The sequence below is a fragment of the Streptomyces sp. JB150 genome, assembly GCF_011193355.1.
In the GTDB taxonomy this organism is placed as follows: domain Bacteria; phylum Actinomycetota; class Actinomycetes; order Streptomycetales; family Streptomycetaceae; genus Streptomyces.
In genome coordinates this window covers 4,200,628-4,226,032 of the sequence record NZ_CP049780.1, presented here as the reverse complement: position 1 = coordinate 4,226,032, position 25,405 = coordinate 4,200,628, and the positions used below count along the sequence as shown (strand labels likewise).

Genomic DNA, 25,405 nt, shown 5'->3' with positions numbered 1-25,405 from the left:
GATCAGCGAGCGGCGTCTGGTGCCGCGCATCGCAAGGCGGAGGAGGGAGTCGACGCGATGGGGGTGCCCCCGCGCGAGCGCAGCCGAGCGTGGGGGAGTCGGCGACCGACGACAACGCGGCGAGGCGCGGCACCAGACGCCGGGAGCCCGGCATGATCGGCGAGGCGCCCCCTAGAGGCGCGGTCGCAGGCGGGTCCACCGGCTCAGGGTGTGCCGTAGGCGGCCGTGGGCCGGGCGGCCGGTGAGGATCGCCGCGAACTCGCGGCGGTCGCGCCACTCGCGGACGACCTGCCAATCGTGGGCGCCGGGCTGGGGCGGGACGGCCTCGCCGAGCCGGCGGGCGCGGTAGGCGTCGAGGAGGTACTGCTGGGTGATGCTCATGGCGGATCGCCTCTCGGGGAGGTCCGGGACACAGGGAACGGGAGGTTCCGGGAGGCTTCGCGGCGGCCCCCGGTGACCTCAGCCTGCGCCCGGTGACGCGGGCCGGTCGCGCCGGTTGACGGCACCCGTCAATCGACGGGGCGGTGTCAGTGGGGCCGTGCACCATGGGGTCATGAGCGTGAGCATCGACATCACCGGGCTGCCGCAGGAGCGCATCTTCTTCGTGCCGTCGCCGCTGGCCGAGCTCGGCATGGCGCTGCACGCGCTCAGCGAGCCGGGGCACCACCCGGGGCTCCAGGGGTGGGCGACGGCGGTCTCCTCGCAACTGGACCCCGGCCTCGCGGACCGCCTGAGTGAGGCGGACTTCCTGTGGCGGACCACCTTCTCGGACGTGTTCGCCCCGTTCGCCGGGGTCCCGGGCAGCACCCGCACCCTGCCGGGCGCCACGCTCACCGACGAACTCGACCTGCTGGACAAGCTGACCGACGAGCAGTTCGTGCACGCGGCCCTGGAGTTCACCTGTCAGATCGGCTACGACACCCGCAGCGCCGGCCCGCTGGAGGACGAGGCGGTGCGGCGGCGCGCGCTGGAGATGGCCGCCGCGCGGGGCTGCGTCCAGGAGCGGTTCACCCGGCGGCTGCTGGACGACCCGCCTGCCGTGCGGGGCTGGTTCCGGCAGCTGATGCGGGACTGCGAGGAGGCCTTCTTCGCGGACGTCTGGACGCGGGTCCAGCCGCAGCTGGCCGCCGACGCGCGTCACAAGACGGAGCTGCTGCGGCGCAAGGGCCTCGCCGCCGCCCTCACGGCGGTGTCCTCGGCGGTGTCGCTGGACGAGGAGGCCGGGCTGATCACGGTCGACAAGCTGATCGAGGGCCGCACCGCCACCGGGGACGGGAACCTAGTGCTGGTCCCGACGAGCCTGGGCTGGCCCCATGTGATGGTGCTGCACCGGTACGGCTGGCAGCCGGCGATCACCTACCCGGTCAGCGGCCCCGCGCCGCAGGCGCCGTCCGTCGAGCAGCTCACCCGCCGGCTGGAGGCACTGGCGCACCCGGTCCGGATGCGGCTGTGCCGCCACCTCGCCCGCGCCCCGCACACCACCGGCGAGCTGGCCGACGCGCACGGCATGTCGGCACCCGAGATATCCCGACACCTGAGCGTTCTCAAAAAGGCCGGTCTGATCACCACCCGCCGCCGCGGCCGGTACGCCCAGCACCAGCTGGACCTGTCGGCGGTGGCCCGCCTGGGCAGCGACTTCATCGAGGGTGTGCTGCGGTGACGGCGGTGACCGGGACGCCCTCCCCGGTCCGTCGGGCCCCGGCCATCGACCCCCGGTCGGTCAGTCGAAGCGGATGTGACGCAGGCTCACCCGGGCCTGCCGTAGCCGCGTGCGCAGCGCACCCCCTTGGTGCGGGCGGAGCGTGAGGCCCGCCAGGACGGCGATGCGGTCGGCCGTTCTCGGGACGGTGACGTGATCCGTCCACAGATGCTCGGCGAACTCGGGGGCGCTCAGCCGCTCCAGGCAGTGGTCGAGCCGCTGGACGGCCCAGCTCTCGCCGCGCGGTGCGGCGCCCTTCCCGGCGGCGAACCGCAGCAGGTGGCCGAGGCCGCGCTCGCGCAGGCGCGCGAGGACGGTCTCGCGTTGCGCGAGGAGGGTGAAGTGCCGTACGTCGTGGCCGAGTTCCCGCAGCCGGCCGACGGTCTCGGCGAAGTAGCCGGAGTCGGTGACGGTCATGGGCACGATGACCACGCCGTCGTGCCGGGTCAGGGCGAGGTCGAGGACCTCGACGACACCCTGCCGCCAGGAGACCAGGTCCTGGAAGTCGCCGCGCAGCGCAGGCGGCAGCATGCGGCGCAGGCCGAATCCGGCGTGCTCGGGGTCGCAGATGACACTGCCGGGCAGCCGGTGCTGTATCTCGTGTGCGGTCTGTGTCTTACCGCCCCCGAAGGGGCCGTTGATCCACAGGAGCATGCGCAGACCCTACCGGCGGCCCCGCGCGGCGTCAGGCGGTCCGCTGGCCGGGGCCGCGCCCCATCCCGCCCCGCCCCACTCCCAGCCGTGCCCGCCGCCCCGCCCTCAGCCGTGCCCGCCGCCGGCCCGCACCAGCCCCGTCTCGTACGCCAGGACGACGACCTGCACCCGGTCCCGCAGGCCGAGCTTGGTCAGGATGCGGCCCACGTGGGTCTTCACGGTGGCCTCGGACAGCACCAGCCGCGCGGCGATCTCGCCGTTGGACAGGCCCTGCGCGACCAGCATCATCACCTCGCGCTCCCGCTCGGTCAGCCGCTCCAGCTCCTTGTGCTGCGGCTCCTTGCCGGTGCTCGGCAGCATCGGCGCGAACCGGTCGAGGAGGCGCCGCGTGGTCGACGGGGCCACCACGGCGTCACCGCTGTGCACCGCGCGGATCGCGGCGAGCAGCTCGCCGGGCGGCACGTCCTTGAGCATGAACCCGGAGGCACCCGCCTTCAGCCCGGAGAAGGCGTACTCGTCGAGGTCGAAGGTGGTCAGGATCAGCACCTTCGGCGGGTTCGGCTCGACGCAGATGCGGCGGGTGGCCTCCACGCCGTCCAGCTTGGGCATGCGTACGTCCATCAGGACGACGTCGACGTCCGTCGAGCGCACCACCTGCAGGGCCTCGACACCGTCACCCGCCTCGGCGACGACCTCCATGTCCGGCTGGGCGGCGAGCACCATCCGGAACCCGGTGCGCAGCAGCACCTGGTCGTCGACGAGCATCACGCGGATCGTCATCGGGGCCTCTTCCATGTCCATGGTCGTGAGCGGGTGGGGGCGTGTGGGGTGTGGCGGGCCGTGCGGGGCGTGACAGGTGTCAACAAAGGGCGTGCGTATGCGTCAATGCGCTGGTTTGAGCGGCAGCAGCGCACTGATGCGGAATCCTCCGCCGGGGCGGGGTCCCGCGTCCAGGGTGCCCCCGACCATCCCGACCCGCTCGCGCATGCCGATCAGGCCGTGGCCCTGTCCGTCGACGCCGCCCTCCTCGTACAGCTCGTGCGGGGCGCCCTTGCCGTCGTCCTCGACGAGCAGGCCGAGACCGTCGTCGAAGTAGACCAGGCGCACGCTGGCGCCGGCGTTCGGGCCGCCGTGCTTGCGGGTGTTGGTCAGCGCCTCCTGCACGATGCGGTAGGCGGTCAGCTCGACACCGCTGGGCAGCGGGCGCGGGGTGCCCTCGATCCTGAAGTCCACGGGCAGCCCGGAGCCACGGCACTGCTCGACCAGCTCCTCGATCTGCTGGACGTCGGGCTGCGGGACGTACTCCCCGCTCTCCTGGTGCTCGCCGGTGCGCAGCACACCGAGCAGCCGGCGCATCTCGGCGAGCGCCTGCCGACCGGTCGAGGAGATCGTCTCCAGCGCCTTCTTCGCCTGGTCGGGCGCCGCGTCGAGGACGTACGCGGCGCCGTCGGCCTGCACCACCATCACGGACACGTTGTGCGCGACGACGTCGTGCAGCTCGCGGGCGATCCGGGCGCGCTCGGCGGCGACCGCGACCTTGGCCTGTGCCTCGCGCTCCTTCTCCAGGCGGGCGGCGCGTTCCTCCAGCTGCGCCAGGTACGCGCGGCGGGTGCGCATCGAGTCGCCGAGCACCCAGGCCAGGGCGAACGGCACGGTCTGGAAGACAGCGACCGCGATGTCGCCGAGCAGGCTGGAGTCGGTGGCCGGCCAGCGGATCTGGGCGAGGGGCGCCGCGCACAGTCCGCCGATCAGCGCGAGCCGGGAGGCCCAGCGCGCGCCGTCGGCGGCGGCCGTGTAGACGATCAGCAGCATGGCGAAGTTCGCGGGCGTCGTGTAGACGTCCAGCACGAGCTGGGCCACGCCCACCACCGCCGCCAGGACCAGCATCTTCTCCGGCATCCGGCGGCGCAGCGCGACCACCACGCACAGCAGCAGGACGACCGGCAGGATGAGCAGCGGCCGGTCCGTACCCATGCCTTCCGGGTCGACCTGTCCGCTCACCAGGGAGAGCCCGAGCAGGACCGTGGCCCAGAAGCCGTCGACCCATGTCGGGTGGTTGCGGAGGAAGTCATAGAGGCGCTGCACGTAACCCAGCGTAGGGAAGCCGGATGCGTGCAGGGGTCAACCGGAGGACCGATCCGGGCCACGCACGCGTACTCCGCAAGGTGGAGGAGCCCCCTCCCCGTGCGCCTAGCCTGGCGGTGTGACGGATGAGACGGCGGAGACCGGGTGGCAGGGCTGGCGGAGCTGGCGGGCGGCGACGGAGGCCGCGCTGTACGGGCCGGGCGGCTTCTACCGCGGGCCCGAGGGACCCGCCGGGCACTTCCGTACGTCCGTGCACGCGTCGCCGCTGTTCGCGCGGGCGGTGGCCGGGCTGCTGTGCCGGGTCGACGAGGCGCTGGGCCGCCCGGAGCGGCTGGACTTCGTGGACATGGCCGCGGGCCGGGGGGAACTGGCCGGCGGGGTGCTCGCCGCGCTGCCCGCCGAGGTGGCCGCCCGCACGCGCGCGTACGCCGTCGAGATCGCCGCGCGCCCCGCCGGGCTCGATCACCGCATCAAGTGGCGCGCCCGGCTGCCGGAGTCCGTCACCGGGCTGCTGTTCGCCAACGAGTGGCTGGACAACGTGCCCGTGGAGGTCGCGGAGACCGACGCGGCGGGCGTGGCCCGGCGGGTGCTGGTGCGCGCGGACGGGACGGAACGGCTCGGGGAGCCGGTCGGCGGGGCGGAGGCGGAGTGGCTGGCCCGGTGGTGGCCACTGCCGGCCGAGGAGGGGCTGCGGGCCGAGATCGGGCTGGAGCGGGACACCGCGTGGGCGTCGGCCGTGTCCTGTGTGGAGCGCGGTCTCGCGGTGGCGGTGGACTACGCGCACACGGTCGACACGCGCCCTCCGTTCGGGACGCTCACCGGTTTCCGGGAGGGGCGCGAGACGGCACCCGTGCCGGACGGGTCGTGCGACATCACGGCCCACGTGGCGCTGGACGCGTGCACGCTCCCCGGGGGGCGCGTGCTGACGCAGCGCGCCGCCCTGCACGCCCTGGGGATCGCAGGCGCACGCCCTCCGCTCTCACTCGCCTCCACGGACCCCGCGGCGTACGTGCGCGCCCTCGCGGGCGCCGGCGAGGCCGCCGAGCTGACCGCACCGGGCGGGCTCGGCGACTTCGGCTGGCTGGTGCAGCCGGTCCGCATCCCGGACCCGCTGGGCCAGGCGTGACGGCCGGCGGGCGAACCCTGACCGCTGCCGCCGCGCCCTGCCGACGACGACCGAGGCCCGCTGACGTCGGCTGATCCCGCTCACTGGTCCCCGCTGACGTCGGCTGATCCCCGCGACGTCGGCTGAGGCCTACTGCCGTCGGCCGAGCCCCGCCGACCGCGGCTGAGCCCTACTTGTCGATGTCCCCGACCACGAAGAACATCGACCCCAGGATCGCCACCATGTCCGCCACCAGCGTCCCCGGCAGCAGCTCGGTCAGCGCCTGGATGTTGTTGTACGAGGCCGACCGCAGCTTCAGCCGGTACGGCGTCTTCTCGCCCTTGCTGACGAGGTAGTAGCCGTTGATGCCGAGCGGGTTCTCGGTCCAGGCGTACGTGTGCCCCTCGGGTGCCTTCAGCACCTTGGGCAGGCGCTGGTTGATCGGCCCGGGCTCCAGCTCGGCGAGCCGGTCGAGGCAGGCGTCGGCGAGGTCGAGCGCGTTGTGCGTCTGCTCCAGCAGGCACTCGAAGCGGGCGAGGCAGTCGCCCTCCCGCCGGGTGACGACCTTGAGGGTGTCCCGCAGTTCGCCGTAGGCGAGGTACGGCTCGTCGCGGCGCAGGTCGAAGTCGACGCCCGAGGCGCGCGCGATGGGGCCGCTCACGCCGTAGGCGTGCACCGCCTCCGGGGCGAGGACGCCCACGCCCCGCGTGCGCCCCCGGAAGATCTCGTTGCCGAGCACCAGGTCGTCGTAGACGTCCATGCGCGAGCGCACGGCGGCGACCGCGGCACGCGCGCGTGCGGTCCAGCCGGCCGGCAGGTCCTCCTTCAGGCCGCCGACGCGGTTGAACATGTAGTGCATGCGGCCGCCGGAGACCTCCTCCATGACGTTCTGGAGGACCTCGCGCTCCCGGAACGCGTAGAAGACCGGCGTGATGCCGCCCAGCTCCAGCGGGTAGGACCCGAGGAACATCAGGTGGTTGAGCACCCGGTTCAGCTCGGCGAGGAGCGTGCGCGTCCACACCGCGCGCGGGGGCACCTCCATGCCGAGCATCCGCTCCACGGCCAGGACCACGCCCAGCTCGTTGGAGAACGCCGACAGCCAGTCGTGGCGGTTGGCGAGCATGATGATCTGGCGGTAGTCACGCGCCTCGAACAGCTTCTCGGCGCCCCGGTGCATATAGCCGATCACCGGCTCCGCGCGCGTGATGCGCTCGCCGTCCAGGAGCAGCTTCAGCCGCAGCACGCCGTGCGTGGACGGGTGCTGCGGCCCGATGTTGAGCACCATGTCGGTGCTCTCCGCGGCGCCGCCGATGCCGACCATGGTCTCCGTCGTAGGAGTCATGGACCCAGTCTCTCCTACGTACGCTGGCCGTATGGAAACGGGGAGCGCGCGGGGCGCGCAGGTGGCGGGGGACGAACCGGTGTGGACCGGACTGCCGCCGGGGCTGCTGCGGCTGCGGCGGCTGTTGCTGGTGGTGTGGCTGGGTGCGCTGGCGGTCGCCGCGGGGCTGCTGCTCGGACTGCTGGTGGGACCCGCGTGGGCGGCGTTCGCGCTGCTGCCGCTGGCGCTGATGGCGTGGGGCTGGGGCATGGTCGAGCGCAACTGGCGGTCCTGGCGGTACGCCGAGCGCGCCGACGACCTGCTGATCAGCCGCGGTGTGCTGTGGCACGAGGAGACGGTCGTGCCGTACGGCCGCATGCAGCTGGTGGAGGTCACCTCCGGCCCGCTGGAGCGGCACTTCGGGCTGGCCAGCGTGCAGCTGCACACCGCGGCCGCCGCGACCGACGCGACCATCCCGGGCCTGGACCCGGCCGAGGCTGAGCGGCTGCGCGACCGGCTCACGGAGCTGGGCGAGGCCCGATCGGCGGGGCTGTGAGCGCGCCGGGCACCGAGGGCACCGAGGGCACCCGTGACCGGGTACGCCAGGCCGGCGACGTGAGCGAGCGGCGGCTGCACCCCGTGACGCCGCTGCGGCGGGCGTGGGCGCCGGTCGCCGTGCTGATCGGCTGGGCGCTGCACGACCCTGACCAGGCGCAGCGCCAGCTGGACCGGCTGACGACGACCACGCTGCTGATCGCGCTCGCCGTGCTGATCCCGGCCGCCGCGCTGTACGGCTTCCTCAGCTGGTGGTTCACGCACTTCGCGGTGACCGAGACGGAACTGCGCATCCGCACCGGCCTGGTCTTCCGGCGCACGGCGCACATCCGGCTGGAGCGCATCCAGGCCGTCGACGTCACGCAGCCGCTCCTCGCGCGCGTGGCGGGCGTCGCGAAGCTGAAACTCGACGTCATAGGGACCGACAAGAAGGACGAACTCGCCTTCCTCGGCGAGGGCGAGGCCCGCGCGCTGCGCGCGGAGCTGCTCGCGCGGGCGGCCGGTTTCGCGCCCGAGACGGCGCACGAGGTGGGCGAGGCGCCGGCGCACCGGCTGCTGCGCGTGCCCCCGAAGGTCCTCGCGCTCTCCCTGGTGCTGACGGGCGCCACCTGGGGCTCGCTGGCCGCCGCGCTCGTCGTGGTGCCGCTGCTGTGGTTCGCCACCCACAGCCTGTGGACGGTGCTGGCGACCGGCCTGCCGTTGCTCGGCGCGGCGGGCGCGAGCAGCGTCGGGCGGTTCGTCGCCGAGTACGACTGGACGGTGGCCGAGTCACCCGACGGGCTGCGGATCGACCGCGGGCTGCTGGACCGGGTGCACGAGACCGTCCCGCCGGGTCGGGTGCAGACCGTACGGATCGTGGAGCCGCTGCTGTGGCGGCGGCGCGGCTGGGTGCGGGTCGAGCTGGACGTGGCCGGGTCGTCGAACTCCGTGCTGCTGCCGGTCGCGCCGCGCGAGGTCGCCGAGGCCGTCGTCGGCCGCGTACTGCCCGGCGTGACCGTGCCCGCGCGCCCGGAGCTGTCCCGGCCACCGCGCCGCGCGGGCCGGTGCGTACCGCTGTGGTGGCGCGGCCACGGCTTCACCGCCACCGACGCCGTGTTCGCCGCCCGGCACGGACTGCTGCGCCGCAGCCTCGCCCTCGTCCCGCACGCCAAGATCCAGAGCGTCCGCCTCACGCAGGGCCCCTGGGAGCGCCGGTGGGGCCTCGCGGACGTCCACGTCGACACCGGCGCGAACAAGACCGTCACCGCCCGCCTGAGGCCCGTCGAGGAGGCCGCGGCCCTGCTCCGGGCCCAGGCGGAACGCTCCCGCACGGGCCGCAGGGACGCCCGGCCGGACCGGTGGATGGCTTAGCGGGGGCGGGCGGGGGGCCGTGGCGTGGGCGCGCGGTGGCCCGGGGCCATGGCGTGGGCGCGCGCGGCGGGGAGCCGTGGCGGGGCGCGCGGTGAGGGTTCAGGACGCCGCGGTGCGCAGTCCCTGTACGTCGATCCGCTCGGTCTTGTCGTGGGCGGTGAGGTCGATGACCTGGCCGGCCGCCTGCCCGGCGGCGGGGCCCGCGGGCCGGAACCCGCTCTCGGTCTCGGCCTTGTGCAGCTCCAGCGCCTCCTGGCCGACGACGTCCGCCAGGTCCTCGTTCTGCACCGCCTCCATCGCGGCCGAGCTGCCCTTCGTCTTCGTACCGAAGAAGTCGAACCCGCCCTCGGTGGCGGCGCGCCGCGCGGGGGCGGGCTCTACGACGGCCACCGCGGTCGGCACGGTGAAGTGCCCCGCGGGCCGCGTCGGGGCGGAGTGCCCGGCGTCGGAGGCGGCGGCCACGTGCTCCTGCCCGGCGGCCGCCTCGGGCTTCCCCTGCGCCTCGTCCTCCCGCGCGGCCTCCGCGTCGCCGCCGCGCCCGGCACGGGCCTCGGTGGGCTGCTGCGGCAGGGGCGCCGTACCGGACTGGGTGGCGGCGCGCGGGGGCGCCTGGGTGTCGGGGGACGCGGGAGACGGGGTGGCCGTCACGGACCGCGCAGCCGTCGCGGACAGGGCGGCCTTTGGGGACGGAGCCGCCTGCGGGGCCGGGGCAGCCTGCGCGGACGAGGCGCCCTCGGGCGACGGAACGGACCCCGCGTCGGCGGTGACCGGCTCAAGGGCCTCCGCGCCGGCTTCCGGAGCGGCCTCCACAGCTGCCCGCCCACCGGCCTCAGGAGCGGCCTCCGCGGCGGCCTGTGCGGTCTGCGCAGCCCCTTCCGCTGCGGCGGTCCCCGCATCAGCCCCAGTACCGGCCCCCGCTTCAACCTCCGGCGCGTCGCCGGACGCCACCCGCGCCGCAGGCACCCGTACCGCACCCTCGCCGGTCGCGTCCGCGCCGAGCCGGGCCAGTGCCTGCCCGGCCCGCCGGAACAGCCGGGCGCCCTCCGGGGAGAAGAGCGCGGGCACGGCCGGCCTCGCCTCGGCGGCGGACTCGGCCTCCTCGCTCACCACGGGCTCCTGCCCCGGCACGCCCTGCCCGGAGGCCGCGGGCAGCGCCCGCGCGGGCGTGGCGGCCTCGAGTTCCAGCAGGCGCCGGCCCTCCAGCGCGCTGGCGCGTTCGGTCTCGGCGGTGGCGTAGCGGCGCAGCAGGGCCGCGTGCTCGTTGCGCAGACCGGCCAGTTCGGCGCGCTTGGCGCGCAGCCGCTGCTCCAGCTTCTGGCGCAGCTCGCGGGATTCCTCGAGGTCGGTCTCCAGTTCGGCGACCCGCTCCTCGAACCGCCACTCGTCGCTCGCCCGCGCGCGCGTCAGCTCGGCGACGCGCTTGCCCGCCTGGATGTCCCAGCGCCGCATGACAACCGCGCCGACCACCGCCGTCACCGCGGCGGCGGCCGCCAGCCCGCGCAGCACCAAGGGCTCCTCGAACACCCAGGGGCCGAGGGCGCAGACGAGGGAGACGCCTGCGATCGCCGACGGCGGAAGCAGCCTGTGCAGGGGAGGGGAATGGCGGTGACGTCCACGTGGCATGGCCAGAAACTTACCGCGCGTAGGGGAATCGTGGTGCCCCGGGCCGTAAAAAGAAAGCCACGGCGAAGGGTTCACAGAGCATCAGGAACGGATAGCGGAGGGAATGACTCCGTCGCCGAATTCCCCGTACGGCCGAAACCGGGCCACAAGCCGGGCCGCAGCCGGACCACAACGGGGCCACAACAGGGCCACAACGGGTTCTCAACCGTGCCGGAAGGTCCTGCGCCTCCGCTCAATTTCAAGATCATTTCAAGCCCCGGCGAGCCGCCCGCTCATCCACTCCAGTGCCGCCGGGATCTCCCGCCGCCAGGTGTTGAAGTTGTGCCCGCCCCTTTCCAGGATGATCGACGAGATCCGCGTGGGGGGCGCCGCTTTCACCCGCTCGACGAACTCCAGCGTGTCCTTGTAGTTGGACTCCCCCGACTTGCTGCTGGTCACCAGCAACGAGGTGTCCGGCGCGGGCAGATGCTCCAGGCACCACCACAGGTCCGCGCGGTCGCGCACCCTCTCGTCGCCCCGGTAGAGATCACCCGTCGTGGCGTCGACCGGCGCCTTGTAGTACGCGGACAGGCCGGCGCCCGCCCCGAACACCTCGGGGTGGTGCATCGCGAGCTTCAGCGCGCAGTAACCGCCCGTGGAGTCCCCGATGACGCCCCAGCGGCCGGGCTTCGGGTCCACCCGGTAGTGGGCGCCCACGGCCTCCGGCAGGTCCTTCGCGAAGAACGACTCCGCCTGCGGGCCGCCGGGCACATCCACGCACTCGGTGTCCCGCGGCGGCGCCACGGTCGGGCGGAGCATCACCAGGATCATCGGTTCCATCCGCCCCGCCGCGGCCAGTTCCCGCGCGGTGCGCGGAAAGTGCAGCTTGTCCACCAGCGCCCTGGCCGTGCCGGGATACCCCGTGAGCACGATGGCCGCGGGGAAGGTCCGTGCGCGGTGGCGCGGCTGGAAGTACTCCGGCGGCAGGTACACGTACGCGTGCGTCGCGATGTCGGTCGTACGGCCCGCCACGGCCACCTTCTGCACCCGGCCGCCGCTCGCCGGCAGGGCACCGGGCGCCCCGGCCACCCGCTCGTTCTCCAGCACCTCCAGGCCGCCGCCCCCCGCGTGGTCGACGACCACCCCGAGGTCGTCCTCCTGCCCGAACAGGTCCGCCCAGCCGGCGTAGAACCCGAACGCCTGGTTGGCGGCGAGCCCCACCGACGCGAACAGCGCCACCTGTGTGGCCAGCAGCAGACCGATCCGGCCGGTGACCGCCCGCGGGCCGCGCCGGGCCAGCCGCGGCCACAGCCACACCGTCGCGGCGAACAGCGCGACGGCCGATCCGGCCGCCACCGCGAGCGTCACGTCGCTCGTGAGTCCCATGGGGTGTCACCTGTCCCCGTTCCGTGGTGCTTTCCCTGACTTTCCCCGGCCTTTGACCCCGCGCGGGAGACCGGAGTGAACCTCCCTCCCCGAGACGCCGTCCTAGAGGGCGCAATGTCGCCGGATGCCCGATGGGCACCGGATTCAAGCTTTCTCGCAGAACCACGGGATGCGATGTCTGTCAGGCAAGATGGGGAAATGTCGGGCGGGGTTCCAGGCGTGATCACGGACCGGACCGGCGGACCCGGCGGGCCCGACGGTCATGGACGTCCCGGCAGGACCGACCGGACCGGCACAACCGACCGGACCGGCCGAACCGGCAGCACCGACCGGACCAGCAGCACCGGTGGGACCGCCAGCACCGGCCGGACCCGCCGGCCGAGCCGTGCGCTGCGCCTGCCGCGCGGCCCGCGGCCGGAGGCCGTGCCCGTCATCGTCGCCAGGGCCTGCGCCCTCGTGGGGCTCCTGGACATCGCCGCGGGCGTGTTCCCGCGCTTCCGGTACAGCAGGATGCACGCCCTGGCCGAGGTCCTGCCCGGCGCGCTCGGCCCGTTCGCCGCGGCCCTCTCGCTCAGCGCCGGTGTGCTGTTGCTGCTGCTCGCGCACGGCCTGAAGCGCCGCAAGCGGCGCGCCTGGCGGGCCGCCGTCGCCCTGCTGCCGGCCGGCGCGGTCGCCCAGTTCGCCTACCGGCACTCCCTGCTGGGCGTGCTGCTCTCGGTCGCCCTGCTCGCCGTCCTGCTGCGCCACCGCGACCAGTTCGCCGCCCTGCCCGACCCGCGCTCCCGGTGGCGTGCCCTGGCCAACTTCGTCCTCATGGGCGCCGGTTCCCTCGCCCTCGGGCTGGTCGTCGTCAGCGCCCACCCCGGCCGCATGGTCGGCGACCCGAGCCTGGCGGACCGCATCAGTCACGTCCTGTACGGCCTGTCCGGCTTCGAGGGCCCCGTCGACTACCGCGGCAACACCTCCTGGACGGTGGCCTTCTCGCTGGGCGCCCTGGGCCTGCTCACCGCCGTCACCACGGTCTACCTCGCCCTGCGCCCCGAACACCCCGCCGCGCGGCTGACCGAGGAGGACGAGGCGCGGCTGCGCGCCCTGCTGGCCCGGCACGGCGGGCGGGACTCCCTCGGCCACTTCGCGCTGCGCCGCGACAAGGCGGTGGTCTTCTCGCCCAGCGGCAAGGCGGCGGTCACCTACCGCGTGGTGTCCGGCGTGATGCTCGCCAGCGGCGACCCGATCGGCGACGTCGAGGCCTGGCCCGGCGCCATCGAGCGGTTCATGGACGAGGCCCGCGCCCACTCGTGGACCCCCGCCGTGATGGGCTGCTCCGAGACCGGCGGTGAGGTGTGGGCCCGCGAGACCGGCCTGGACGCCCTCGAACTGGGCGACGAGGCGGTGGTGGACGTCCCGGATTTCTCCCTCGCCGGCCGCGCGATGCGCAACGTGCGGCAGATGGTCAAGCGCATCGAGCGCGCCGGTTACCAGACCCGGGTACGACGCGTGCGTGACCTCGGCGAGGCCGAGCTGGAGCGCATCCGCCGCGCCGCCGACGACTGGCGCGGCACCGACACGGAGCGCGGCTTCTCCATGGCGCTGGGCCGCATCGGCGACCCGGCCGACGGCGACTGTCTCATAGCCACCGCCCACAAGGCGGACGCCGAGCCGGGACCGTACGGCGATCTGAAGGCGATTCTGCACTTCGTGCCCTGGGGCCGCGACGGCGTCTCGCTGGACCTGATGCGCCGTGACCGCGCGGCCGACCCCGGCATGAACGAGCTGCTCATCGTGGCCGCCCTGCAGGCCGCGCCGAAACTCGGCATCGCGCGCGTGTCGCTGAACTTCGCGATGTTCCGCTCCGCCCTCGCGCGCGGCGAGAAGATCGGCGCGGGTCCGGTGCTGCGCGCCTGGCGCGGACTGCTGGTGTTCCTGTCCCGCTGGTTCCAGATCGAGTCGCTGTACAAGTTCAACGCCAAGTTCCGGCCACGATGGGAGCCCCGTTTCGTGGTCTACCGCGCGTCCGCCGACCTGCCCCGCATCGGCTTCGCGGCGATGCAGGCCGAGGGCTTCCTCGACCCGGCACAGCTGCTGCCCCGCCCGCTGCGCCGCCGCCGGCCCGCTCCCCGCCCCTGCGCCCACGCCGCGCGGGACGCCGTACGGGACCGCGACGTCCGCACGCTGCCGGAACGCGACGTCCGCGCGGCGTGACGCGGAAGGCGAGCGGGACGGCGGGCGGGGAGCCGGGCGGCCCGGGGCCTACGCTGAACGTATGAGCAACCAGAGCGGACGCGGACGCATCGCGGGCCTCCCGGAATGGGACCGCTGCGCGGTCATGGGCGTCGTCAACGTGACGCCCGATTCCTTCTCCGACGGCGGCCGCTGGTTCGACACGACCGCCGCGGTCAAGCACGGCCTGGAGATGGTCGCCCAGGGCGCCGACCTCGTCGACGTCGGCGGCGAGTCCACCCGCCCCGGCGCCACCCGGGTCGACGAGGCCGAGGAGCTGCGGCGCGTCATCCCCGTCGTCCGCGAGCTGGCCTCCGAGGGCGTCGTCGTGTCCGTCGACACCATGCGCGCCTCGGTCGCCGCCCAGGCCCTCGCGGCCGGCGCCGCCCTCGTCAACGACGTCAGCGGCGGCCTCGCCGACCCGGCGATGATCCCGGCCGTGGCCGACGCCGGCGCGCCCTTCGTCGTCATGCACTGGCGCGGCTTCCTGGCGGGCGGCAACGTCCGGGGCGTCTACGACGACGTCGTCACCGAGGTCGTCGACGAGCTGAACGCGCGCGTGGAGGCCGTGCTGGCGGGCGGCATCGCCGCCGACCGGATCGTCGTCGACCCCGGCCTCGGCTTCTCCAAGGACGCCGAGCACGACCTGGCCCTGCTCGCCCACCTCGACCGGCTCCGCGCCCTGGGTTACCCGCTGCTCGTCGCCGCGTCCCGCAAGCGGTTCCTCGGCCGGGTGCTCGCCGGCCCGGACGGCGCCCCGCCGCCCGCGCGGGAGCGCGACGCCGCGACGGCCGCCGTCTCCGCCCTCGCGGCGCACGCCGGCGCGTGGGCGGTCCGCGTGCACGAGGTACGCGCGACGGCGGACGCGGTACGCGTCGTACGCGCCGTCGAAGGAGCGCGTATGGCGGTCGGCGCGCCCGGCGCGGACCGCGCCCACCAGGCGCACGGCACCCCCCACACGCCCGGCGCATGCGCCCCCGACGTCCGCCCCGTCGACACCACCGCCCCCACCGCTGCCGCCCCCACCACCCCCGCCGCCTCCGACACCCCCGCCGCCTCCGACACCACCGGCGCACGCGCCTCCGAAGGAGCCCGGTGAGCGCCCCCCACACCGACGTCGAGCAGGTCGAGCTCGCCAACACCGCCTTCTACGAGGCCCTGGAGCGCGGCGACTTCGAGACCGTCTCCCGGCTCTGGCTCACCCCCGCCGACCTGGGCGTCGACGAGACGTACCACGACCCGGCGGACACCGGCGTGATCTCCTGCGTGCACCCCGGCTGGCCGGTGCTGACCGGCCGCGGCGAGGTGCTGCGGTCGTACGCGCTGATCATGGCGAACACCGACTACATCCAGTTCTTCCTCACCGACGTGCACGTCTCCGTCACCGGCGACACCGCCCTGGTGACCTGCACCGAGAACATCCTCAGCGGCGGCCCCGCCCCCGCGGAGGGCGACGAGCTGGGACCGCTCGTGGGCCAGCTCGTGGTCGCCACCAACGTGTTCCGGCGCACGTCCGACGGCTGGAAGCTCTGGTCGCACCACGCTTCACCCGTACTGACCGAGAACGACGAGGACGAGGACGACGAGACCCCGGCCTGAGTGGGTAGGCGCTCTGGTGAGGGCCCCGACGCGACGTGCGACAGGGCCCGAAGGGACCAAGGAGTGGTTGGGATCACGCCCCTCGGGGTAGAGGCGGCTACCAGCCCCTGATCCGCCGGGTTCCCCGGGGGAAACACACGGTGAACCCACCGGGCACCGGTCCGGACCCACGCCCCGTGGCCCGGCACTGTCGGTGCCCGCGGGTAGATTCGTCCGAGGCCGGTGTGCCGTCCGCACGCGGCACGGGCCGGCCGCAACCGACGACTGCAGGAGTGATTCGCGTGGATCGTGTCGCGCTGCGCGGCCTGAAGGCCCGCGGGCACCACGGAGTGTTCCCCAAGGAACGCGAGGAGGGCCAGACCTTCATCGTGGACCTCGTCCTGGGCCTGGACACCCGCCCGGCCGCGGCCGACGACGACCTGGCGAAGACCGTGCACTACGGCATCGTGGCGGAGGAGGTCGTGGCCGTCGTCGAGGGCGAGCCGGTGAACCTCATCGAGACCCTTGCCGAGCGCATCGCCCAGGCCTGTCTGAAGCACGAGGGGGTCCAGGAGGTCGAGGTCCGCGTCCACAAACCGGACGCGCCGATCACGGTCCCCTTCGACGACGTGACCGTCACCATCACCCGGAGCCGAGTATGACCGCATCCTTCACGCAGGGTCCGACCGACCCGACCGTACAGCCGGTGCCCGCCTCCGTCGTCGAGAAGGTCGACGCCGCCGACACCACCCTGCACAACCCGCAGCGCGCCGTGCTCTCCCTCGGCTCCAACCTCGGCAACCGCCTGGAGACCCTCCAGGGGGCCGTCGACGCGCTGGAGGACACCCCGGGCGTACGGGTCAAGGCGGTCTCGCCGGTGTACGAGACGGAGCCCTGGGGCGTCGAGCCCGGCAGCCAGCCGTCGTACTTCAACGCGGTCGTCGTGCTGAAGACGACCCTGCCGCCGTCCTCCCTGCTGGAGCGGGCGCACGCGGTCGAGGAGGCCTTCCACCGGGTCCGCGACGAGCGCTGGGGCGCGCGCACCCTGGACGTGGACATCGTGTCGTACGACGGCGTCGTCTCCGACGACCCCCGGCTGACCCTCCCCCACCCGCGCGCCCACGAACGCGCCTTCGTCCTCGCCCCCTGGCTCGACGTGGACCCCGACGCCCAGCTGCCCGGCCGCGGCTCGGTCGCCGAACTGCTCGGCGCGCTCACCCGCGAAGGGGTCGCGCCCCGCGCCGACCTGGAACTCCGGCTGCCCGAGTAGTCGTTAAGGTCAAGACGACCACCGTCGGGGAGATCCCCCGGCCGAAGACCGGGGAAGCCGAAGGGACACCGTGAGAGAGCTGCGCATCAGGGTGCTGGCCGGCGTGTTCGTCGTCGCCGGAGTGCTGTCCTGGGCGGGCGCCCGCCTGTGGACGTCGCTGGGCACCCTGCCGAGCGTCCCGCTGGCCGCCCCCATCGTCCTGGCGCTGATCGCCGTGGTGTTGCTGGCCACGGCGCTCTCGCTGCGCTCGCGGCTGAAGGCCCAGCGCGAGCGCCGCCCCGAGGCCAGGGGCGTCGACCCGCTGATGGCGGCCCGCGCGGTGGTCTTCGGCCAGGCCAGCGCCCTGGTGGCCGCCCTCGTCGCCGGGATGTACGGCGGTACGGGCGTCGTCCTGCTGGAGTCCCTGGACATCCCGGCCCGCCGCGACCAGGCGATCTACGCCGGCTTCTCGGTGCTGGCCGGCATCGCCGTCATAGCGGCGGCGCTGTTCCTGGAGCGGGTCTGCCGGCTCCCGGAGGACGACGAGCCGGGCGGCCCGGGAACGGCACCGGCGGCCTGACCCCGGGCGCCCAGCGCGCCCAACGGCCCCAGTGCACTCCCCAGCGCCTTCAGTACGCTCAGTGCGCCATGATCAGGCTCATCGCCTCGTTGCGCGTCGCCGCGTCCCGCAGCTGCCCGCGCACGGCCGAGGTGATGGTCTTCGCGCCCGGCTTGCGGATGCCGCGCATCGACATGCACATGTGCTCGCACTCGATGACGACGATCACCCCGCGCGGCTCCAGGATCTCCATCAGGGAGTCCGCGATCTGCGTGGTGAGTCGTTCCTGCACCTGGGGGCGGCGGGCGTAGACGTCCACCAGCCGGGCCAGCTTCGACAGCCCGGTGATCTTGCCGGTGGTGGACGGGATGTAACCGACGTGCGCGACACCCCGGAACGGCACCAGGTGGTGCTCACAGGTCGAGTACACCTCGATGTCCTTGACCAGCACCATCTCGTCGTGCCCGAGGTCGAAGGTGGTCGTCAGGACGTCCTCGGGCTTCTGCCACAGCCCGGCGAATATCTCCTTGTACGCCCGCGCCACCCGCGCCGGCGTCTCCCGCAGGCCCTCGCGGTCCGGGTCCTCGCCGACCGCGATCAGGAGTTCGCGTACGGCGTTCTCGGCGCGCTTCTCGTCGAACTCGCCGATCGTGCCCTCGCCGTCCAGCGTCACGGGGTCGGTCATGTGGTGCCTCGTTCCTGTGTGTCGTGCCCTCCCCGGCGGCGGCAGCCGGGCAGCGGCCGGGAAATGGCGGATGCCGCGCCCCAAGGCTAGAACCAGGGGGGCGCGGCATCCATTCCGGGCCTGCTGAGGCCGTCGGGCGCGCTGTGGCCACCGGGGCGGCCACCGGGCGGGTCAGCTGTCGGAGCGGTCCTCCTGGACCGGTTCCGCGGCGGACTCCGCCGTCGTCGGCTTCGCCGTGGACTTCGCCGTGCCGAGCGACGCCGTGGCACCGTTGGCGCCGTTGGTCAGCGCCAGCTCCTTGGGGGAGAGCACCGGCGGGCGGGTCGACGGCGTACGCCGCGAGGAGCCGGTCCACGCGGGCCGCGGCGGGCGCTTGACGATCGGGGCGAAGATCTCGGCGATCTCCTCCTTGCCCAGGGTCTCCTTCTCCAGCAGCTGGAGAACGAGGTTGTCGAGCACGTCGCGGTTCTCGACCAGGATCTCCCAGGCCTCGTTGTGCGCGGTCTCGATGAGCTTCTTGACCTCTTCGTCGACCAGCGCCGCGACCTCTTCCGAGTAGTCGCGCTGGTGCGCCATCTCCCGGCCGAGGAACGGCTCGGTGTTGTCGCCGCCGAACTTGATCGCGCCCAGGCGCTCCGTCATGCCGTACTGCGTGACCATCGCGCGGGCCAGGTTGGTGGCCTTCTCGATGTCGTTGGCGGCACCGGTGGTCGGGTCGTGGAAGACCAGCTCCTCGGCCGCGCGGCCGCCCAGCATGTAGGCCAGCTGGTCCAGCATCTCGTTGCGCGTGGTGGAGTACTTGTCCTCGTCCGGGAGCACCATCGTGTAGCCGAGGGCGCGGCCGCGGGACAGGATCGTGATCTTGTGAACCGGGTCGGAGTTCGGCGAGGCCGCCGCGACCAGGGCGTGACCGCCCTCGTGGTACGCGGTGATCTTCTTTTCCTTGTCCGACATGATCCGGGTCCGCTTCTGCGGGCCCGCCACGACGCGGTCGATGGCCTCGTCGAGCATCTTGTTGTCGATGAGCTTCTGGTCGCTGCGGGCCGTCAGCAGGGCGGCCTCGTTCAGCACGTTCGCCAGGTCGGCGCCGGTCATGCCGGGGGTGCGCCGGGCGACGGCCGCGAGGTCGACGTCCGGGGCGACCGGCTTGCCCTTCTGGTGGACCTTGAGGATCTCCAGACGGCCCTGCATGTCCGGGCGGTCGACGGCGATCTGCCGGTCGAAGCGGCCGGGGCGCAGCAGCGCCGGGTCGAGGATGTCCGGGCGGTTCGTCGCGGCGATGAGGATCACGCCGCCCTTGACGTCGAAGCCGTCCATCTCGACGAGCAGCTGGTTCAGGGTCTGCTCGCGCTCGTCGTGACCGCCGCCGAGGCCGGCGCCGCGGTGGCGGCCGACCGCGTCGATTTCGTCGACGAAGACGATCGCCGGGGCGTTCGCCTTGGCCTGCTCGAACAGGTCACGGACACGGGAGGCACCGACACCGACGAACATCTCGACGAAGTCGGAACCGGAGATCGAGTAGAACGGCACGCCGGCCTCGCCGGCGACGGCGCGCGCGAGCAGGGTCTTGCCGGTGCCGGGCGGGCCGTACAGCAGGACGCCCTTGGGGATCTTCGCCCCGACGGCCTGGAACTTCGCCGGCTCCTGGAGGAACTCCTTGATCTCGTGCAGCTCCTCGACGGCCTCGTCGGAACCCGCGACGTCCGCGAAGGTCGTCTTGGGGGTGTCCTTGGTGATGAGCTTGGCCTTCGACTTGCCGAAGTTCATCACCCGGGAGCCGCCGCCCTGCATCTGGTTCATCAGGAACAGGAAGACGACCACGATGAGGACGAAGGGCAGCAGGGAGAGCAGGATCCCGACGATCGGGTTCTGCTTGGACGGCGAGACGGTGTAGCCGTCCGGGATCTGCTTCTCCTGGAACTTGTTCTGCAGCGTGTTGGCGATGTCCACGCCCTGGTCGCCGATGTAGCTCGCCTGGATCTTCGAGCTGTCCTCGACCTCTACGCCGTCCTTGAGCTGGACCTTGATGATCTGCTCGTCACCGGTGGTCAGCTTGGCCGACTCGACCTTGTTCTCATTGATCGCCTGGACGACCTGGCCCGTGTCCACCGTCTTGTAGCCGCCGGACGAGCCGACGACCTGCATCAACACGACCACGGCAAGGACGGCCAGCACGATCCACATGACCGGCCCACGGAAGTATCGCTTCACGTCCATCCATACGGAGCGGTGCCGCCCCGTCCCTCCTGCCATAGTGAGTTTGATAAGACAGTTCTTCTGACGGTACCCCAGCATCGGCGCCCGAAGCCGTACGGGACGGCTGGCAAGCCCGTCTGCATGCTCCAACGCCGCGTGACCCGCCGGGGTTCCCGATCACGCCGGAAAGGCGCTCCGCCGGCCCAGCCGACGCACGGGCGCGGCGTCAGCCACCGTAGACGTGCGGCGCGAGCGTACCGACGAACGGCAGGTTGCGGTACTTCTCGGCGTAGTCCAGGCCGTAGCCCACGACGAACTCGTTGGGGATGTCGAAGCCGACCCACTCGACGTCGATGGCGACCTTGGCGGCGTCCGGCTTGCGCAGCAGCGTGCACACCTTCAGGGAGGCGGGCTCGCGCGAGCCGAGGTTGTTGATCAGCCAGGACAGGGTCAGGCCGGAGTCGATGATGTCCTCGACGATCAGGACGTGCTTGCCCTTGATGTCGGTGTCGAGGTCCTTGAGGATCCGCACCACACCGGAGGACTGGGTGCCCGCGCCGTAGGAGGACACGGCCATCCAGTCCATGGTGACGGGGGTGGACAGCGCCCGCGCGAGGTCGGCCATGACCATCACCGCGCCCTTGAGCACGCCGACGATCAGCAGGTCCTTCCCCGCGTACTCCGCGTCGATCTTCGCGGCCAGCTCGGCCAGCTTGGCGTCGATCTCTTCCTTGGTGATGAGCACCTGCTGGAGGTCGGCACCCATGTCTTTCGCGTCCACCCGCATCACTTTCGGTCGTCCCACCGGCTGCCCGCCCCGTCGAGACGGGCAGGTCTTCAGCCTTGCCGAATCACCAGTCTGCCACCCTGCCGCCGGGCGACGACTTTGCCGGGGAGGTTGATGGCTCCCTGACCGCGCCATCCGGTGATCAGCCGGTCGACTTCCTCGATGTGGCGGGCGAACAGCGAGCCGGCCGGGGCGCCGGCCTCGATGGCCGCGCGGCGCAGGATCCGGCGGCGGACGGCGGGCGGCAGGGCGTAGAGCCTGGCGCACTCCAGCAGGCCGGCGGCGTCGCGGACGGTGGCCTCGGCCTGGCGGGCCCAGGCGTCGAGGGCGTCGGCGTCGTCGCGGGAGAGCTGGGCCGTCCGGGCGAGGGCCTCGACGACGCCCTTGCCGAGGGCCTTCTCCAGCGCGGGCAGGCCCTCGTGGCGCAGCCGGGAGCGGGTGTAGGAGGGGTCGGCGTTGTGCGGGTCGTCCCACACGGGCAGCGACTGGACCATGCAGGCCTTGCGGGCGGTCTGCCGGTCGAGTTCGAGGAAGGGGCGCCGGTAACGGCCGCCGGCCCCCGAGACCGCGGCCATTCCGGACAGCGAGCGGATGCCGGATCCGCGGGCGAGCCCCAGCAGTACGGTCTCGGCCTGGTCGTCGCGGGTGTGGCCGAGGAGGACGGCGGCGGCGCCATGGCGTTCCGCCGCGGTGTCGAGCGCGGCGTACCGGGCGTCCCGGGCGGCGGCTTCGGGGCCGCCCGCGCGGCCGACGGTGACGGCGGTGGACTCGACGGGGTCGAGGCCGAGTTCGCGCAGCCGCAGGCAGACCTCGGCGGCGCGCAGGTCCGAGCCGGGCTGGAGGCCGTGGTCGACGGTGACGCCGCCCGCGCGGATGCCGAGTTTGGGCGCCTCGAAGGCGAGGGCGGAGGCGAGCGCCATGGAGTCCGCGCCGCCGGAGCAGGCGACGAGGACGAGCGGCGGGGAGGTGGTGCTGTGGTCGTTGAGGATGTCGTGGAGGACGCGGCGGACCGCCAGGCGTATCGCCGCGACCGCAGGATGGGGACCCATGTCCGGTTCCCTTCATGAAGTTTTCCGGGGGGTGAGCCCGAGTCGGTCACTCAGAGTGTGTAGATGGTGACAGAACCGGGCCGTTCCCCGAGCATTGCACGCCTGTGCACGCCTCACGCTCCCTCGGACGGGTGATTACAGGAGCGTTCGCCTGCCGTCGGCCGGATCCGTGTCACGACCGTCTCACCCGGTGTCACGTTTCACTGCGGCGGTGCACCCGCGCGATCCAATCCGCCGGTTTGGCGATCTCCCCCTTGGTGGGGAGGGTGTTCGGGGAGGTCCACACGCGGTTGAAGCCGTCCATGCCGACCTCGTCGACGACGGCCCGGACGAAGCGTTCGCCGTCGCGGTACTGCCGGAGCTTGGCGTCCAGGCCGAGGAGCTTGCGCAGGGCCAGGTCGAGGCGGGAGGCGCCCTTGGCGCGGCGCTGCTGGAACTTCTCGCGGATCTCGCCCACGGCCGGGACGACCGCGGGGCCCACGCCGTCCATCACGAAGTCCGCGTGGCCCTCCAGGAGGGACATCACGGCGGTGAGGCGGCCCAGGATCTCGCGCTGGGCGGGCGTCTGCACCAGCTCCACGAAGGAGCGGCCGCCGTCGTCCTCCTCCGCCTCGGGGCGGCCGCCGGCGAGCGTCTGGGCGGCTTCGCGAACGCGTTCGAGGATCGTCATGGCGTCCACGTCGGTCTCCGCCAGGAACGACTGGATTTCACCCTCCAGGTGGTCCCGCAGCCAGGGCACCGCGGAGAACTGCGTGCGGTGGGTCTCCTCGTGCAGGCACACCCACAGGCGGAAGTCGTGGGGCGGTACGTCCAGTTCGCGCTCGACGTGGACGATGTTCGGGGCGACGAGCAGCAGCCGGCCACCGCCTTGCCCGCCCGCGGGGAGGTCGCGGGCGGCGGGGGCGAAGGTCTCGTACTGGCCGAGGACGCGGGAGGCCAGGAAGGACAGCAGCATGCCCAGCTCCACGCCGGTGACCTTGCCGCCGACGGCGCCGAGGACCGCGCCGCCGGGGCCGGAGCCGCGGCGCTCCTGCATCTTCTCCAGCAGCGGGCGCAGGATCTCCCGGAAGCCGGCGACGTTCGCCCGGATCCAGCCGGGGCGGTCGACGACGAGGACCGGGGTGTCGTGGGTGTCCTCGGTGCCCATACGAGTGAAGCCCCGGACGTGTTCCTCCGAGGCCTTGGCGTGGCGGCGCAGCTCCGCGACGACGGCGCGGGCCTCGTCGCGCGTCACCTCGGGGCCCGGCCGCACGAGCCGGGTCGCGGTCGCCACCGCGAGATTCCAGTCGATCATGCCGGATGCCGTGCCACCGATGCTCGTCATGTGTCAACCGTACGTGAGGCCCCCGCACGGGGGCAGGCCGTGGGAAGGCCCCCGGCGGTCCGGGGGCCGCTGCCAACCGGCGCCCCGGCTCCGCGGCGCGCGACCAGGTCCGAGGCTCCCCCGCGCGCGACCATGCCCGGCTCCCCGCGCGCGGCGGTGTCCCGCTCCCCGCACGGTGGTGTGCGGCTTTCGCGGTACGGCTGCGACCGCCCCGGACGCCAGCCGCGAGGCGTCTCGAACCACGCCACCACCTGCGGCCGGCCGGCCGCACCGCGTGGAGGCCCCACCCCGCGTGACCGCCGCCGGCTGTCCGCGCGGCGCCGTCTCAGTCGCAGGTGCAGGCCGCCAGGGCCGTTGCGGTGCGGTCCAGGGCGGACTGGGCTGCGGAGGTGTCGAGGGTGTCGGAGGTGAGGAAGGCGAAGGCGAGGACGCGGCCGGAGTCGTCGACGACGGTGCCGGCCAGCGCGTTGACGCCGGTCAGCGTGCCGGTCTTGGCGCGGACGAGGCCGGCCGCGCCGTCGCCGTAACGGGTGGTCAGGGTGCCGGTGAAGCCGGCGACGGGGAGGCCGGTGAGGGTGGGGCGCAGTTCGGGGTGTGCGGGGTCGGCGGCCGTGGTGAGGAGCGCGGTGAGCAGGGAGGCCGTGAGCTTGCCGGTACGGTCGAGGCCGCTGCCGTCCTTGATGACGGCGCCCTCGACCGGCAGGCCGAGCTTCTTCAGCCGGGCTTCGACGGCGCGGCCGGCTCCGGCGAAGTCGGGGCGTTCACCGGTGGCGATGGCGGTGTGCCGGGCGAGGGCCTCGGCGATGTCGTTGTCGCTGTTGGTGAGCATCTGCTCGACGAGGGCGGACAGCGGTGGGGAGGAGACGGCGGCGAGGCGGTCCGCGCGGCCGGTGGCCTTGGACGGGCCGGGGGCCGTCGTCCTGACTCCCTCGGCCTCCAGGAAGTCCGCGAAAGCGCGGGTGGCCGCGGCGGCGGGGTCGGGGTGGCGCGTCGCGGGACCGCTGGCGGAGTCGTCGGTACGGGCCTCGTCGGCCATCAGGGCGGTGACGCGGGCCAGGTTGTCGTTGACCCCGATGGGGTGAAGATCCGAGCCGGCGTACAGGGTGGTGTCGTACGACAGGGTCACCGCGCGGACGTCCCTTTTCTCCAGCGCGGCGGCGGTCTTCGCGGCGAGGGTGCGCAGGCTCGCGCGGCCCTCGGCGTCGCGGTCGGCGGTCAGGGTGGGGTCGCCGCCGCCGACCAGGACGAGTTCCTTGGTGTCGGGTTCGAAGACGGCCCGGGTGGTCAGGCGGTGCTCGGGGCCGAGGGCGGACAGCGCGGCCACGGCGGTGGCGATCTTGGTGGTGGAGGCGGGGGTGAGCGGCTCGGCCTCGGCCGTGCCGTAGAGCCGTTCGCCGGTGGCGATGTCGACGACGGCGGCCGCGCGGCGCGGGCCGAGCGCCGGGTCCGCCAGCAGCGGGTCCAGCGTGGCGGCGAGGGCCCGGGCGTCCGGTCCCGGCCGGCCGGTGCCCTTCGCGCCGCCGAGACCGGCCAGCACCGACGCGGCGCTGGGCGCCGGACGCGGTCCCTCGGTGCCGCTCGTCCCGCCCCGGCCGGAGGCGCCGCCGTGAGATGCGCCACCCGCGTGGTCGGCGGCGGCGGCACGGACCCGCTCGGCCGTACGCTGACCCGTGGAGTCCCAGGGTCCCGCGGCGGTCACCAGACCGGCGGCCAGCGCCAGACCGGCGGTGGCGGCACCCGCGGTGTACTGCCAGGTCTTCACCCGCGTGATCCGCGCGACCCGCGGTGACGCGGCCCGCGCCAGCCGCGCGACCCGCGGCCCCGACGCCGCCGCGGCACGGGCGAGCGGAGGGCGCACGGCGTCCGCGACCCGCGTCAGACCCCGTCTCAGACGCGGCCCCGCGGCCCGCCACGGCCTCAGCTCGACCACGACCACCAGCCCCTTTCGCGACCACACACCTGCGTGAGGGACACTTAACCACCAGAACTGTGTGTTGATCA

At 73.5% G+C, this 25,405-nt stretch carries 23 protein-coding genes; 10 read left to right on the top strand and 13 right to left on the bottom strand.

Translation table 11 applies throughout. The features are described 5' to 3' along the window. Window positions 1-171: 171 nt before the first annotated feature. Entirely contained in the window at window positions 172-381 is a 210-nt protein-coding gene (locus G7Z13_RS19710; protein WP_166001101.1) for a hypothetical protein, read from the bottom strand. Window positions 382-553: 172 nt separating this feature from the next. Between G7Z13_RS19710 and G7Z13_RS19705 the strand changes: the two genes are divergently transcribed. Beyond that, on the top strand, window positions 554-1,660 hold the full coding sequence (locus G7Z13_RS19705; protein WP_166001099.1) for a DUF5937 family protein: 1,107 nt from the start codon (window positions 554-556) through the stop codon (window positions 1,658-1,660). A gap of 60 nt (window positions 1,661-1,720) precedes the next feature. Here G7Z13_RS19705 and G7Z13_RS19700 read toward each other — a convergent pair whose 3' ends face one another. From G7Z13_RS19700 to G7Z13_RS19690, 3 genes are all read right to left on the bottom strand, one after another. Beyond that, entirely contained in the window at window positions 1,721-2,353 is a 633-nt protein-coding gene (locus tag G7Z13_RS19700; protein ID WP_166001097.1) for an AAA family ATPase, read from the bottom strand. A gap of 105 nt (window positions 2,354-2,458) precedes the next feature. Then, entirely contained in the window at window positions 2,459-3,133 is a 675-nt protein-coding gene (locus G7Z13_RS19695; protein WP_166005124.1) for a response regulator transcription factor, read from the bottom strand. Between the two features lie 102 nt (window positions 3,134-3,235). Beyond that, a complete protein-coding gene (locus tag G7Z13_RS19690; protein WP_166001094.1) occupies window positions 3,236-4,438 on the bottom strand; it encodes a sensor histidine kinase in 1,203 nt (400 codons plus the stop codon). A 118-nt stretch (window positions 4,439-4,556) separates the two neighbouring features. Between G7Z13_RS19690 and G7Z13_RS19685 the strand changes: the two genes are divergently transcribed. Beyond that, the gene (locus G7Z13_RS19685) at window positions 4,557-5,564 is read left to right on the top strand and encodes an SAM-dependent methyltransferase (RefSeq protein ID WP_166001093.1); all 1,008 of its coding nucleotides are present in this window, start codon (window positions 4,557-4,559) and stop codon (window positions 5,562-5,564) included. A 169-nt stretch (window positions 5,565-5,733) separates the two neighbouring features. Here the strand turns inward: G7Z13_RS19685 and G7Z13_RS19680 are convergent, their stop codons facing one another. Beyond that, window positions 5,734-6,885: an NADH-quinone oxidoreductase subunit D gene (locus G7Z13_RS19680; RefSeq protein WP_166001091.1), complete on the bottom strand. Its 1,152-nt coding sequence runs from the start codon at window positions 6,883-6,885 to the stop codon at window positions 5,734-5,736. Between the two features lie 31 nt (window positions 6,886-6,916). Here G7Z13_RS19680 and G7Z13_RS19675 point away from each other — a divergent pair, with 31 nt between their 5' ends. Then, window positions 6,917-7,420 carry a PH domain-containing protein gene (locus G7Z13_RS19675; protein ID WP_166001089.1) on the top strand — a complete coding sequence of 168 codons (504 nt, stop codon included), beginning with the start codon at window positions 6,917-6,919 and terminating at the stop codon, window positions 7,418-7,420. Between the two features lie 59 nt (window positions 7,421-7,479). After that, on the top strand, window positions 7,480-8,769 hold the full coding sequence (locus tag G7Z13_RS19670) for a PH domain-containing protein (RefSeq protein ID WP_166005122.1): 1,290 nt from the start codon (window positions 7,480-7,482) through the stop codon (window positions 8,767-8,769). 99 nt (window positions 8,770-8,868) lie between these two features. Here the strand turns inward: G7Z13_RS19670 and G7Z13_RS19665 are convergent, their stop codons facing one another. After that, window positions 8,869-10,392, bottom strand: coding sequence for a hypothetical protein (locus G7Z13_RS19665; RefSeq protein ID WP_166001087.1), 1,524 nt, complete (start codon window positions 10,390-10,392; stop codon window positions 8,869-8,871). Window positions 10,393-10,641: 249 nt separating this feature from the next. After that, the gene (locus G7Z13_RS19660; protein WP_166001085.1) at window positions 10,642-11,757 is read right to left on the bottom strand and encodes an alpha/beta hydrolase-fold protein; all 1,116 of its coding nucleotides are present in this window, start codon (window positions 11,755-11,757) and stop codon (window positions 10,642-10,644) included. 390 nt (window positions 11,758-12,147) lie between these two features. Between G7Z13_RS19660 and G7Z13_RS19655 the strand changes: the two genes are divergently transcribed. The 6 genes from G7Z13_RS19655 to G7Z13_RS19630 all read left to right on the top strand — a co-directional run bounded on the left by G7Z13_RS19655 (window position 12,148) and on the right by G7Z13_RS19630 (window position 17,384). Continuing rightward, window positions 12,148-13,959 carry a phosphatidylglycerol lysyltransferase domain-containing protein gene (locus G7Z13_RS19655; protein ID WP_166005120.1) on the top strand — a complete coding sequence of 604 codons (1,812 nt, stop codon included), beginning with the start codon at window positions 12,148-12,150 and terminating at the stop codon, window positions 13,957-13,959. A gap of 61 nt (window positions 13,960-14,020) precedes the next feature. Further along, the gene (gene folP, locus G7Z13_RS19650) at window positions 14,021-15,076 is read left to right on the top strand and encodes a dihydropteroate synthase (protein ID WP_240926273.1); all 1,056 of its coding nucleotides are present in this window, start codon (window positions 14,021-14,023) and stop codon (window positions 15,074-15,076) included. Then, window positions 15,073-15,576, top strand: a complete 504-nt coding sequence (locus G7Z13_RS19645) for a nuclear transport factor 2 family protein (RefSeq protein ID WP_166001083.1) — start codon at window positions 15,073-15,075, stop codon at window positions 15,574-15,576. Before folP ends, G7Z13_RS19645 begins: the two co-directional genes overlap by 4 nt. 281 nt (window positions 15,577-15,857) lie before the next feature. Next, the gene (gene folB, locus G7Z13_RS19640) at window positions 15,858-16,217 is read left to right on the top strand and encodes a dihydroneopterin aldolase (protein WP_166001081.1); all 360 of its coding nucleotides are present in this window, start codon (window positions 15,858-15,860) and stop codon (window positions 16,215-16,217) included. Continuing rightward, the gene (gene folK / locus G7Z13_RS19635; RefSeq protein ID WP_166001079.1) at window positions 16,214-16,825 is read left to right on the top strand and encodes a 2-amino-4-hydroxy-6-hydroxymethyldihydropteridine diphosphokinase; all 612 of its coding nucleotides are present in this window, start codon (window positions 16,214-16,216) and stop codon (window positions 16,823-16,825) included. Before folB ends, folK begins: the two co-directional genes overlap by 4 nt. Window positions 16,826-16,895: 70 nt before the next feature. Further along, the gene (locus G7Z13_RS19630) at window positions 16,896-17,384 is read left to right on the top strand and encodes a DUF3180 domain-containing protein (protein ID WP_166001078.1); all 489 of its coding nucleotides are present in this window, start codon (window positions 16,896-16,898) and stop codon (window positions 17,382-17,384) included. 58 nt (window positions 17,385-17,442) lie between these two features. Here the strand turns inward: G7Z13_RS19630 and folE are convergent, their stop codons facing one another. From folE to dacB, 6 genes are all read right to left on the bottom strand, one after another. Further along, entirely contained in the window at window positions 17,443-18,048 is a 606-nt protein-coding gene (gene folE, locus G7Z13_RS19625; protein ID WP_166001076.1) for a GTP cyclohydrolase I FolE, read from the bottom strand. A gap of 171 nt (window positions 18,049-18,219) precedes the next feature. Continuing rightward, window positions 18,220-20,265: an ATP-dependent zinc metalloprotease FtsH gene (ftsH, locus tag G7Z13_RS19620; protein WP_166001074.1), complete on the bottom strand. Its 2,046-nt coding sequence runs from the start codon at window positions 20,263-20,265 to the stop codon at window positions 18,220-18,222. Window positions 20,266-20,470: 205 nt separating this feature from the next. Then, entirely contained in the window at window positions 20,471-21,031 is a 561-nt protein-coding gene (hpt, locus tag G7Z13_RS19615; protein ID WP_031165039.1) for a hypoxanthine phosphoribosyltransferase, read from the bottom strand. A 50-nt stretch (window positions 21,032-21,081) separates the two neighbouring features. Then, window positions 21,082-22,080 (bottom strand): tRNA lysidine(34) synthetase TilS, encoded by a 999-nt coding sequence (tilS, locus tag G7Z13_RS19610; protein ID WP_166001072.1) that lies wholly within the window; start codon window positions 22,078-22,080, stop codon window positions 21,082-21,084. Between the two features lie 193 nt (window positions 22,081-22,273). Continuing rightward, on the bottom strand, window positions 22,274-23,404 hold the full coding sequence (locus tag G7Z13_RS19605; RefSeq protein ID WP_166001070.1) for a zinc-dependent metalloprotease: 1,131 nt from the start codon (window positions 23,402-23,404) through the stop codon (window positions 22,274-22,276). A gap of 325 nt (window positions 23,405-23,729) precedes the next feature. Further along, on the bottom strand, window positions 23,730-25,340 hold the full coding sequence (dacB, locus tag G7Z13_RS19600) for a D-alanyl-D-alanine carboxypeptidase/D-alanyl-D-alanine-endopeptidase (RefSeq protein WP_240926272.1): 1,611 nt from the start codon (window positions 25,338-25,340) through the stop codon (window positions 23,730-23,732). Window positions 25,341-25,405: the final 65 nt, after the last annotated feature.

Bases quoted from the DNA above. Each gene is read 5' to 3' on its own strand.
- G7Z13_RS19665 (WP_166001087.1), bottom strand. From the start codon at position 10,392: ATGCCACGTGGACGTCACCGCCATTCCCCTCCCCTGCACAGGCTGCTT.
- G7Z13_RS19700 (WP_166001097.1), bottom strand. From the start codon at position 2,353: ATGCTCCTGTGGATCAACGGCCCCTTCGGGGGCGGTAAGACACAGACC.
- G7Z13_RS19680 (WP_166001091.1), bottom strand. From the start codon at position 6,885: ATGACTCCTACGACGGAGACCATGGTCGGCATCGGCGGCGCCGCGGAG.
- G7Z13_RS19660 (WP_166001085.1), bottom strand. From the start codon at position 11,757: ATGGGACTCACGAGCGACGTGACGCTCGCGGTGGCGGCCGGATCGGCC.
- G7Z13_RS19675 (WP_166001089.1), top strand. From the start codon at position 6,917: ATGGAAACGGGGAGCGCGCGGGGCGCGCAGGTGGCGGGGGACGAACCG.
- folE (WP_166001076.1), bottom strand. From the start codon at position 18,048: ATGACCGACCCCGTGACGCTGGACGGCGAGGGCACGATCGGCGAGTTC.
- tilS (WP_166001072.1), bottom strand. From the start codon at position 22,080: ATGGGTCCCCATCCTGCGGTCGCGGCGATACGCCTGGCGGTCCGCCGC.
- folP (WP_240926273.1), top strand. From the start codon at position 14,021: ATGAGCAACCAGAGCGGACGCGGACGCATCGCGGGCCTCCCGGAATGG.
- G7Z13_RS19695 (WP_166005124.1), bottom strand. From the start codon at position 3,133: ATGACGATCCGCGTGATGCTCGTCGACGACCAGGTGCTGCTGCGCACC.
- G7Z13_RS19605 (WP_166001070.1), bottom strand. From the start codon at position 23,404: ATGACGAGCATCGGTGGCACGGCATCCGGCATGATCGACTGGAATCTC.
- folK (WP_166001079.1), top strand. From the start codon at position 16,214: ATGACCGCATCCTTCACGCAGGGTCCGACCGACCCGACCGTACAGCCG.
- G7Z13_RS19705 (WP_166001099.1), top strand. From the start codon at position 554: ATGAGCGTGAGCATCGACATCACCGGGCTGCCGCAGGAGCGCATCTTC.
- ftsH (WP_166001074.1), bottom strand. From the start codon at position 20,265: ATGGACGTGAAGCGATACTTCCGTGGGCCGGTCATGTGGATCGTGCTG.
- hpt (WP_031165039.1), bottom strand. From the start codon at position 21,031: ATGCGGGTGGACGCGAAAGACATGGGTGCCGACCTCCAGCAGGTGCTC.
- G7Z13_RS19710 (WP_166001101.1), bottom strand. From the start codon at position 381: ATGAGCATCACCCAGCAGTACCTCCTCGACGCCTACCGCGCCCGCCGG.